The following is a 9,376-nucleotide window of genomic DNA, read 5'->3' as shown; positions in this document are numbered from 1 at the left end:
GGACACCCACCCCCGCCCCCCACCCCAAATGCGAGGATGACCCCGGACGACAACCCCCGGCGGGCACCCCAGCCATGACCCAGAAAGTCGCAGTCCTCGGCACCGGCAAAATCGGCGAAGCCCTGCTCAGCGGAATGATCCGAGCCGGCTGGACCCCAGCCGACCTCCTCGTCACCGCCCGCCGCCAGGAACGAGCCGAAGAACTCCGCACCCGCTACGGCGTCACCCCGGTCACCAACCCGGAAGCCGCCAAGACCGCCGACACCCTCATCCTCACGGTCAAACCGCAGGACATGGGCACCCTCCTCGACGAACTCGCCCCCCACGTCCCCACCGACCGCCTGGTCATCAGCGGAGCCGCCGGCATCCCCACCTCCTTCTTCGAGGCCCGCCTAGCCACCGGCACCCCGGTCGTCCGCGTCATGACGAACACCCCGGCCCTGGTCGACGAGGCCATGTCGGTCATCTCAGCCGGCACGCACGCCAGCGAAGCCGACCTCGCCCACGCCGAGGAGATCTTCGGCGCCGTCGGCAAGACCCTCCGCGTCCCGGAGTCCCAGCAGGACGCCTGCACGGCCCTCTCCGGCTCCGGACCGGCGTACTTCTTCTACCTCGTCGAAGCGATGACGGACGCCGGCATCCTCCTCGGCCTGCCCCGCGACAAGGCCCACGACCTGATCGTCCAGTCCGCGATCGGCGCCGCGACGATGCTCCGCGACAGCGGCGAACACCCGGTCAAGCTCCGCGAGAACGTCACCTCCCCGGCCGGCACCACCATCAACGCCATCCGCGAACTCGAGAACCACGGTGTACGAGCCGCCCTCATCGCCGCCCTCGAAGCCGCCCGCGACCGCAGCCGCGAACTGGCCTCCGGCAACAACGCCTGAGCCGACCCCTCAGCACTCCGTCGCCTCACCACCTCCCAACCCGGCAACCCGCCACACGCCAACCCGCCACACGCCAACACACCAACCCGCGGAAATCACCTCCCCGTGTTGGAAGTTGTTGATCACTGATCGCGACGCGCGTCTTGTCCCACCCTCAGGTGCGTGCTTAACGTCGGACGAAGCAGCGGAAAGCGCTTTCCCTCCGGCCTTCCTGAGGTGCCCTCTATGCCATCCAGCTCCACCTCCCCCCTCCGGGCAGCAGTCGTCGGCACCGGCGCCATCGTCACCGGCAGCCATCTCCCCGCCCTTCGCGCCCACGCCGACCGCATCGAACTCGTGGCCGCAGTCGACGTAGACGCCACCCGCCTCACGGAATTCCAGAAACTGGCCGGTGAGCGGGTCACCGGCTACCACGACCTGCCCACCATGCTGGACACCGAGCACCCCGACCTCGTCCTCATCGGCACCCCACCCGCCCTCCACCAGCAACAGACCCTCGCCGCCCTGAAGTCCGGCGCCTGGGCCCTGTGCGAGAAACCGCTCACCCTCTCCCTCGCCGAGTACGACGAGCTCGCCGCCGCCGAGGAAGCCACCGGCGCCTACGCCTCCGTCGTCTTCCAGCACCGCTACGGCTCCGGCGCCGTCCACGCCCGCGACCTCATCCAGAACGGCACCCTCGGCACCCCGCGCGTAGCCCACTGCCAGACCACCTGGCACCGCGACGCCGCCTACTACGCCGTACCGTGGCGCGGCCGCTGGGCCTCCGAGGGCGGCGGCCCCACCATGGGCCACGGCATCCACCAGTACGACCTGCTCCTGCACCTCCTCGGAGACTGGACCGAGATCCGCGCGATGGCCGCCCGCCTCGTCCACGCCACCGAGAGCGAGGACGTCTCCACCGCCCTCGTCCGGTTCGCGAACGGCGCCCTCGCCACCGTCGTCAACAGCGTCCTGTCACCCGACGAGGTCAGCCGTATCCGCATCGACTGCGACCGCGCCACCGTCGAACTCACCCACCTCTACGGCCACTCCAACACCGACTGGACCTACACCCCCTCTCCCGGCGCCACTCCCATTCCACCACCCACCACTGACACTCCCAGCTCCCACAAGGCCCAGCTCGGCGCCCTCCTCGACGCCCACGACCAGGGCGTACGCCCCCCAGGCAGCGGCCCCGAAGCCCGCCGCACCCTCGAATTCGCCGCCGCCCTCTACAAGTCGGCCTTCACCGGCGCGACCGTCCGCGCCGGCGAGATCGCGCCCGGCGACCCGTACTACTCCGCGATGCACGGCAACCACCCGGAATGGAGCCCCAAGTGACCGCCCCCCACACCGCCGAGCCGCAGATCCAGGTGACCCACGTCCACGGCGAACGCATCACGGTCGCATCCGGCGATGTCGAGTTGATGGAGTACGTCTACAAGCCCGACCCCGCTCCGTACGAGTCCCGCAAGCCGTACATCCACCCCCTGCGCACCCTCGCCGGCCACCCCGTCTCCGGCTACCGCCCCAACGACCACCGCTGGCACAAGGGCGTACAGATGACCGCCAGCCACCTCTCCGGCCAGAACTTCTGGGGCGGCCACTCCTACATCCACGGCGAGGGCTATCTCCCCCTCCGCGACCGCATCGGCTCCATGCGCCACGACGGCTTCGACACCCTCGACGTCTCCGCCGACCGCCTCTCCTTCACCGAGCGCCTCACCTGGATCGAGAACCAGGGCGCGGAATGGGCCCGCGAAACGCGCACGGTCACCCTCCACGACGTAGACGAGGACTCCGGCTCCTGGGCTCTCGACTGGTCCATCCACCTGACCAACACCCGCGCGGACGGCGAGCCCCTCACCTTCGGCTCCCCGACCACCGCCGGCCGCGAGCACGCCGGCTACACCGGTCTCCACTGGCGCGGCCCCCGCGACTTCACCGGCGGCCGCGCCTTCGGCCCCGACGGCCCGGACGACCGCGACGCCTCCGACGACCTCATGGGCACCCACACCCCCTGGCTCGCCTTCACCGCCGAACACGACGACATCGACGGCCACTCCACCCTCGTCTTCGCCCACGCCCCCGAGAACGACAACTCCATCCACCCCTCCCACTGGTTCGTCCGCTCCGAACCCATCCCCACCGTCGCCTTCTCCTGGGCGTTCCACGAGGAGTTCGCGCTCCCGCCGGGTGAGTCCTTCTCGTACCGCTACCGGATCCTCGTCGCCGACGGCGCCTGGGACACCGCGCGCGTGGCGGCCCGACTGAAGGAGCTGAACTGGTGACACTCCCCAACACACCCCCACTCCCCGGCGGCATCGCCCTCTCCCATCTCTCTCCGTACGACTGGCAGGCCGCCGACGGCGTCTGCGGCGGCAGCCCTCACCTCCACCTGGTCTGCACAGAGGCCTACGTCGTCACTGGTGGCACCGGCAGCGTGCAGACCCTCAGCCCCGACGGCTACCGCGAACTCCCGCTCCAGGCAGGCACCGTCGCCTGGTTCACCCCCGGCACCGTCCACCGCATGGTCCAGGGCGAGGACCTCCGCATCACCGTCCTGATGCAGAACAGCGGCCTGCCCGAAGCCGGCGACGCCGTCTTCACCTTCCCTTCCGACTACCTGGACGACCCCGACCGCTACGCAGCCGCGGCCACCCTCCCGCCCCTCGACAGCCCCGACATCGAAGCCGCCGCCCGCAAACGCCGCGACCTCGCCGTCGAGGGCTACCTCACCCTGCGCGAGTGCCTCCGCGCCGGCGACCCCGCCCCGTACCGCGCCTTCCAGGAAGCCGCCGCCCGCCTGGTCGCCCCCAAAGCCGCCGCCTGGCGCGGCATCTGGGAACGCGGCGCCCTCGCCGCCGCCCAGCAAACCGGCATCCAACTCGACGCCCTCGCCACCGGCACCGCAGGCGACTACCTCGCCACCGCCACCGCCCTGAGCACCGACCCCCTCCGCCTCGGCGGCTACGGCATGTGCGGCCGCCGCGACGAGTACCAACTCCCCAGCGGCTGACAGCCCGAGCCCCACCGGGGACGCGGGGCCCTCCATCCCCACAGGCTCCGCGCCCCACATCCCCCCACCTCCGAGAGGAGACGCGACACCCCATGCCCGGCAACAGGACAACGAGGTCCTGGGCTCTGGCCCTCACGCTCGCACTCAGTGCCCTCGGCACCGGCTGCAGCGGAGGATCGGACCAGGCAACCGGCGACAAGACCGTGCTGCGCTACACCTGGTGGGGCAACCCCGACCGGGCCGAACGCACCGAGAAGGCCATTGCCCTCTTCGAAAAGCAACACCCCCGCATCGACATCCAGACCTCCTTCGCGGGCTACGAGGCCTACAAACAGAAACTCGCCACCCAGGCCGCCGGCGGCGACGCCCCCGACGTCATGCAGCTCGACTACCGCCAGATCGACCAGTACGCCAAGGGCGGCATCCTCCTCGACCTCGCCACCCAGTCCACCGCCCTGGACACCAGCGACATCGACCCCGGCCTCCTCGCCACCGGCAAGGTCGACGACACCCAGTACGCCATCCCACAGGGCCGCGGCACCGAGACCTTCGCCTACGACGCCCAGCAGTGGAAGAAGGCAGGCGTCGACCTCCCGGCCAACGGCTGGACCTGGGACGACTGGGCCAACGCCGTACGCACCGTCTCCGAGCGCACCGGGAAGCCCGGCTCCGTCGACCCCGGCCAGAGCGAGGACGCCTTCGAGGTGTGGCTGCGCGGCCAGGGCAAGTCCCTCTACACCAAGGACGGCGACCCAGGCTTCACCGCCGACGACCTCACCCGCTTCTGGACCTTCACCGACGGACTGCGCCGCGAGGGCGCCGTCTCCGCGGCGGAGGACACCACCCAGGTCGACGGCACCGTCGAGAACACCCCCCTCGGCCGAGGCACCGCCTCCGGCGACTTCAACTGGGACGCCCCCACCGCCGGCTTCGTCCCGATCCTCGGCGACAAGCTCGTCCTCGGCCCCCTTCCCGCCGGCCCCGCCGGCGTCGGTCAGTACTTCAAGCCCTCCATGTTCATGGCCGTGGCCGACTCCACCGGCCACCCCAAGGAAGCCGCCGAGTTCATCGACTTCATGGTCAACGACCTCGACGCGGCCCGCATCCTCGGCGCCACCCGCAGCATCCCGGTCAACGACACCGCCCGCGACACCGTCGTCCCCGAACTCACCGGCATCGACAAGCAGATCGCCGACTTCCAGCAGTCCGTCGAAGGCGAACTCAAACCGCCACCCCAGGCACCGCCCTCCGGCGACAGCGGCCTGCAGACCACCTTCATGCGCGACTACGACCAGGTGTCCTTCGGCAAACTGTCGCCCCGCGAGGCGGCCGAGAACTACCTCACCGAGGCGAAGGCGGAGCTGAGGCAATGACCACCACCGAAACCCCTGTCGCCCGCACCGCCCAGCCCGACAAGGCCCCCGCCCCACGCCGCTCCCGACGCCGCCGCGAAGGAGCCGCCTGGGTCTTCCTCTCCCCATGGGTGCTCGGCGCGAGCGTGCTCACCCTGCTCCCGATGGCCGTGTCGCTGTACCTGTCGTTCACCGACTACGACATGTTCACCGCCCCCCAGTGGATCGGCCTGCGCAACTACACCCAGATGTTCACCGAGGACCCCCGCTACTGGCGCTCCGTCCTCGCCACCCTCACCTACGTCGTCATAGCCGTCCCCCTCCAGCTCGCGCTCGCCCTGGCAGTGGCCCTGGCCCTGAAATCGATGCGCCGCGGCAAGGCCTTCTACCGCTCCGCCTTCTACGCCCCCTCCCTCCTCGGCGCCTCCATGTCCATCGCCCTCGTCTGGCGGGCCCTGTTCAACGACGGCGGCACCGTCGACCGCCTCCTCGGCACCGGCGGCTGGGTCAACCGCCCCGACTGGGCCCTCCTGACCGTCGCACTCCTCACCATCTGGCAGTTCGGCGCACCCATGGTCATCTTCCTGGCCGGGCTCCAGCAGATCCCCGCCGAGCTGTACGAGGCAGCCGCCGTCGACGGCGCCGGCACCTGGCGCCGCTTCACCTCGATCACCATCCCCATGCTGTCCCCGGTGCTCTTCTTCAACCTGGTGCTCCAGACCATCCAGGCCTTCCAGGTCTTCACCCCCGCCTTCGCCATCAGCGCCGGCAAGGGCGGCCCCGCAGACTCGACGCTCTTCTACACGCTCTACCTCTACGACCGCGGCTTCGTCGCCTCCCACATGGGCTACGCCTCCGCCATGGCCTGGGTCCTGCTCGCCGCCATCGGCCTGGTCACGGCCGTCCTCTTCAAGACCTCACGCAACTGGGTCTTCTACGCCAACGAGACCGAGGGAGGGGCACGATGACCCTCGCCACCGACGCCCCCCGCAAGACCGACTCCCGCCCGGACTCACGCTCACGGCGACGCCTGCCGCTGAACCGCATCGCCCTGCACATCGGCTGCCTCGCCGCCCTGCTGGTGATGCTCTACCCGCTGGCCTGGCTGCTCGCGACCTCGCTCAAGCCCGCCGACGAGGTGATCGCCAGCCTCAAGCTGCTGCCGTCCCGCCTGGAGTGGTCCAACTACAGCACCGCGCTGGACGGCGTGAACGACGTCTCCATCAGCCGTCTGCTGATCAACTCCCTGCTCGTCGCAGGCGGCGCCGTGCTCGGCAACGTCATCAGCTGCTCGCTCGCCGCATACGCCTTCGCCCGGCTGAAGTTCCGTATGCGAGGGCCCCTGTTCGCCTTCATGATCGCCACGATCATGCTGCCGCACCACGCCGTACTGATCCCGCAGTACATCGTCTTCAACCAGCTCGGCATGGTGAACACATACTGGCCGCTGATCCTGCCGAAGTTCCTGGCCACAGAGGCCTTCTTCGTCTTCCTCATCGTCCAGTTCATGCGCGGTCTGCCACGAGAACTCGAAGAGGCGGCCACGATCGACGGCTGCGGCCCCTTCCGAACCTTCTTCTCGGTGATCCTCCCGCTGACCCGCCCCGCCCTGATCACCACCGCCATCTTCACCTTCATCTGGACCTGGAACGACTTCTTCACCCAGCTCATCTACCTCTTCACCCCCGAGAAGTTCACGCTCACCCTCGCCCTCCGCCAGTTCGTCGACGCCTCCAGCCAGTCCTCCTTCGGCCCCATGTTCGCGATGTCGGTGATCGCCCTCCTCCCGATCGTCCTGTTCTTCCTCGCCTTCCAACGCTTCCTCGTCGAAGGCATGGCCTCCTCGGGGGTCAAGGGATGAGCACGACACCCCACCGCGAGCCCGGTGAACTCTTCGGCCCGCGCGCCACCCTCTTCGCCGACGTCCTCAGCATCGGCCTGGCCACCACCCTCACCTGCCTCCCCCTGATCACGGCACCGGCCGCCCTCTCCACCGCCTGCGCGGTACTCAGGGGCGCGGCCAACCACGAACCCTCCACCGCCGGCCGCTACTTCGCCCTGCTCCGCCAACGCCTGCGCCCCGGCGACCTGGCCGCGGGCGCACTAGCCCTGGCCGCCACCCTGCTGGTGATTGCGGACCTGGCCCTGGCAAGCGCCGGCCTGCCAGGAGCACGGCTGTTCGCGACAGCGGCCACAGCACTCACAGCAGTGGCCCTCACCATCGCCCTACGAGCCTGCGCCCGCCCCGAGTCCCTCACCGACTGGCGGGCGGCACTCCGCGCAGCCGCAACCGACACAGCACATGACCCCGCGGGCAGCGCCCTGGTCCTGCTCGCGGTGGCCACGGCCGCACTCTGCGCCTGGATGATGCTGCCGCTCGCCCTTCTGACCCCGGGCCCCCTCGCACTCGCCCTGGCCGGAGTGGCAAGGCGAAGGGAGACAGCCGGGACTTGAGGACGGGACCTAGGAGGAGAGCCGCCTGGCTATCTCAGGCAGGCGGCAACAGCCCGATCGCGCGATAGGCGGCATCCACAGTCGGACGCGCCATCGCCCGTGCCTTCTCAGCCCCATCCCGCAACACCCCCTCCACATGACCAGGATCCGCGCACAACTCCTTGTGCCTCTCCTGTACGGGCCTGAGGAACTCCACCACGGCGTCAGCGGTGTCCTTCTTCAACGCGCCATACGACTCATATACACCGCTCAAGCCCTCCGGGTTCCCACCCGTACAGGACGCAAGGATCTCCAGCAGATTCGCGACCCCGGGCCGCCCCTCCCGGTCGTACACGACCTCCTGCCCGCTGTCGGTCACGGCCCGCATGACCTTCTTCCGCACCACGTCAGGCTCATCCAGCAGATAGACGATCCCCGGCCCGACGTCCTCGCTCTTCCCCATCTTCGACGTCGGCTCCTGCAAGTTCATCACCCGCGCCCCCACCTTCGGATGCGTCGCCCGCGGCACCACGAACGTATGCCCGTACCGCTGGTTGAACCGCACGGCCAGATCCCGCGCCAGCTCCACATGCTGAACCTGGTCATCCCCCACAGGCACCTCATCGGTCCCATACGCCAGGATGTCAGCCGCCATCAGCACGGGATACGTCAGCAACGACAGCCGCACACTCCCGCCCCGCTCGCGCTCACGCGCCGCCTTCTCCTTGTACTGGATCATCCGTCGCATCTCGCCGTCGGTGGCCACGCACTCCAGCAGATACGACAGCCGCGCATGCTCATCCACATGGCTCTGCACGAACACAGTGCACAGCGCCGGATCCAGCCCCGCAGCGAGCAACAGCGTCGCCGCCTGGCGACTGAGCCGCCGCACCCGCGCCGGATCGTGGTCCACGGTCAGCGCATGCAGGTCGACGATGCAGAACAGCGCATCCGCCTGATGCTGATCGACCGCGGCCCACTGCCGCATGGCCCCCAGATAGTTCCCCAGCGTCAGATGCCCGGTCGGCTTGACCCCACTGAAGACCCGCGTCATCTCTCCACCTCCTGGTCGAGACCGCCGCACCCGGCGGCCGACCCTCCCGGAGGGAGATACGAGAACGGCCGCCGAAGCGGCGGCCGTTGGTTGCATACGTGAGTACGGCCGCCGTCAGGCGGCCCACCACAGCTGGGTACACGTACGCGTCGTCATGCCGACCAGGCTACGCCCCCACAGCTCCCCGCGGACCCAAGTTGACACGCCCAAAGCCGGTACGTACTGTTCTCCGAGTTGTCCGACGTGAGCGCCGACTCCGGTCGGTCCCCGGACAGCCAATCCGTAAGTACCAACCACTACTCGACGAGCAGTGATCATTCTGCCGTCGCGTCATTGGTATGCGTAATTACGGAATGAGGAATCCGCGTTCGAGAGACCGCAGCCCCCGATTAGCTCGGGAGCCAGGAATCCGCTAAAGTCTCACTCGTCGGAACGGCTCAACGGCCGGGAAGGCAAACCCCGCTGACTGGGGATCAGGTCGAGAAAGGATCTGATAGAGTCGGAAACGCAAGACCGAAGGGAAGTGCCCGGAGGAAAGCCGCGAGAGAGTCTCTCGGGTGAGTACGAAGGAAGCGTCCGTTCCTTGAGAACTCAACAGCGTGCCAAAAATCAACGCCAGATATGTTGATACCCCGTCCGTCGGACTGTGTCC

9 protein-coding genes are annotated in these 9,376 nt (G+C 69.0%); 8 read left to right on the top strand and 1 reads right to left on the bottom strand.

The genetic code is table 11. From position 1 onward, the window contains the following. Positions 1-74 precede the first annotated feature (74 nt). From proC to ACTWQO_RS48045, 8 genes are all read left to right on the top strand, one after another. Positions 75-887: a pyrroline-5-carboxylate reductase gene (gene proC, locus ACTWQO_RS48080; protein WP_443243741.1), complete on the top strand. Its 813-nt coding sequence runs from the start codon at positions 75-77 to the stop codon at positions 885-887. Between the two features lie 225 nt (positions 888-1,112). Further along, positions 1,113-2,207, top strand: coding sequence for a Gfo/Idh/MocA family protein (locus tag ACTWQO_RS48075; protein WP_443243740.1), 1,095 nt, complete (start codon positions 1,113-1,115; stop codon positions 2,205-2,207). Further along, the gene (locus ACTWQO_RS48070) at positions 2,204-3,157 is read left to right on the top strand and encodes a PmoA family protein (protein WP_443243739.1); all 954 of its coding nucleotides are present in this window, start codon (positions 2,204-2,206) and stop codon (positions 3,155-3,157) included. The genes ACTWQO_RS48075 and ACTWQO_RS48070 overlap by 4 nt, the downstream gene beginning before the upstream one ends. Then, entirely contained in the window at positions 3,154-3,885 is a 732-nt protein-coding gene (locus ACTWQO_RS48065) for a cupin domain-containing protein (protein ID WP_443243738.1), read from the top strand. Before ACTWQO_RS48070 ends, ACTWQO_RS48065 begins: the two co-directional genes overlap by 4 nt. A 92-nt stretch (positions 3,886-3,977) precedes the next feature. Next, positions 3,978-5,258, top strand: a complete 1,281-nt coding sequence (locus ACTWQO_RS48060; RefSeq protein ID WP_443243737.1) for an ABC transporter substrate-binding protein — start codon at positions 3,978-3,980, stop codon at positions 5,256-5,258. After that, a complete protein-coding gene (locus tag ACTWQO_RS48055) occupies positions 5,255-6,205 on the top strand; it encodes a carbohydrate ABC transporter permease (protein ID WP_443243736.1) in 951 nt (316 codons plus the stop codon). The genes ACTWQO_RS48060 and ACTWQO_RS48055 overlap by 4 nt, the downstream gene beginning before the upstream one ends. After that, positions 6,202-7,098, top strand: a complete 897-nt coding sequence (locus ACTWQO_RS48050; protein ID WP_443243735.1) for a carbohydrate ABC transporter permease — start codon at positions 6,202-6,204, stop codon at positions 7,096-7,098. The genes ACTWQO_RS48055 and ACTWQO_RS48050 overlap by 4 nt, the downstream gene beginning before the upstream one ends. Next, positions 7,095-7,691 (top strand): hypothetical protein, encoded by a 597-nt coding sequence (locus ACTWQO_RS48045; RefSeq protein WP_443243734.1) that lies wholly within the window; start codon positions 7,095-7,097, stop codon positions 7,689-7,691. Before ACTWQO_RS48050 ends, ACTWQO_RS48045 begins: the two co-directional genes overlap by 4 nt. A 34-nt stretch (positions 7,692-7,725) precedes the next feature. Here ACTWQO_RS48045 and trpS read toward each other — a convergent pair whose 3' ends face one another. Then, positions 7,726-8,724: a tryptophan--tRNA ligase gene (trpS, locus tag ACTWQO_RS48040; protein WP_443243733.1), complete on the bottom strand. Its 999-nt coding sequence runs from the start codon at positions 8,722-8,724 to the stop codon at positions 7,726-7,728. Positions 8,725-9,376: the final 652 nt, after the last annotated feature.

Origin of the sequence: Streptomyces sp. 4N124 (assembly GCF_052245395.1) — a bacterium.
Classification (GTDB): domain Bacteria; phylum Actinomycetota; class Actinomycetes; order Streptomycetales; family Streptomycetaceae; genus Streptomyces.
This window is presented reverse-complemented; position numbering and strand designations above follow the sequence as displayed.

Bases quoted from the DNA above. Each gene is read 5' to 3' on its own strand.
- ACTWQO_RS48050 (WP_443243735.1), top strand. From the start codon at position 6,202: ATGACCCTCGCCACCGACGCCCCCCGCAAGACCGACTCCCGCCCGGAC.
- ACTWQO_RS48045 (WP_443243734.1), top strand. From the start codon at position 7,095: ATGAGCACGACACCCCACCGCGAGCCCGGTGAACTCTTCGGCCCGCGC.
- trpS (WP_443243733.1), bottom strand. From the start codon at position 8,724: ATGACGCGGGTCTTCAGTGGGGTCAAGCCGACCGGGCATCTGACGCTG.
- ACTWQO_RS48060 (WP_443243737.1), top strand. From the start codon at position 3,978: ATGCCCGGCAACAGGACAACGAGGTCCTGGGCTCTGGCCCTCACGCTC.
- proC (WP_443243741.1), top strand. From the start codon at position 75: ATGACCCAGAAAGTCGCAGTCCTCGGCACCGGCAAAATCGGCGAAGCC.
- ACTWQO_RS48055 (WP_443243736.1), top strand. From the start codon at position 5,255: ATGACCACCACCGAAACCCCTGTCGCCCGCACCGCCCAGCCCGACAAG.
- ACTWQO_RS48075 (WP_443243740.1), top strand. From the start codon at position 1,113: ATGCCATCCAGCTCCACCTCCCCCCTCCGGGCAGCAGTCGTCGGCACC.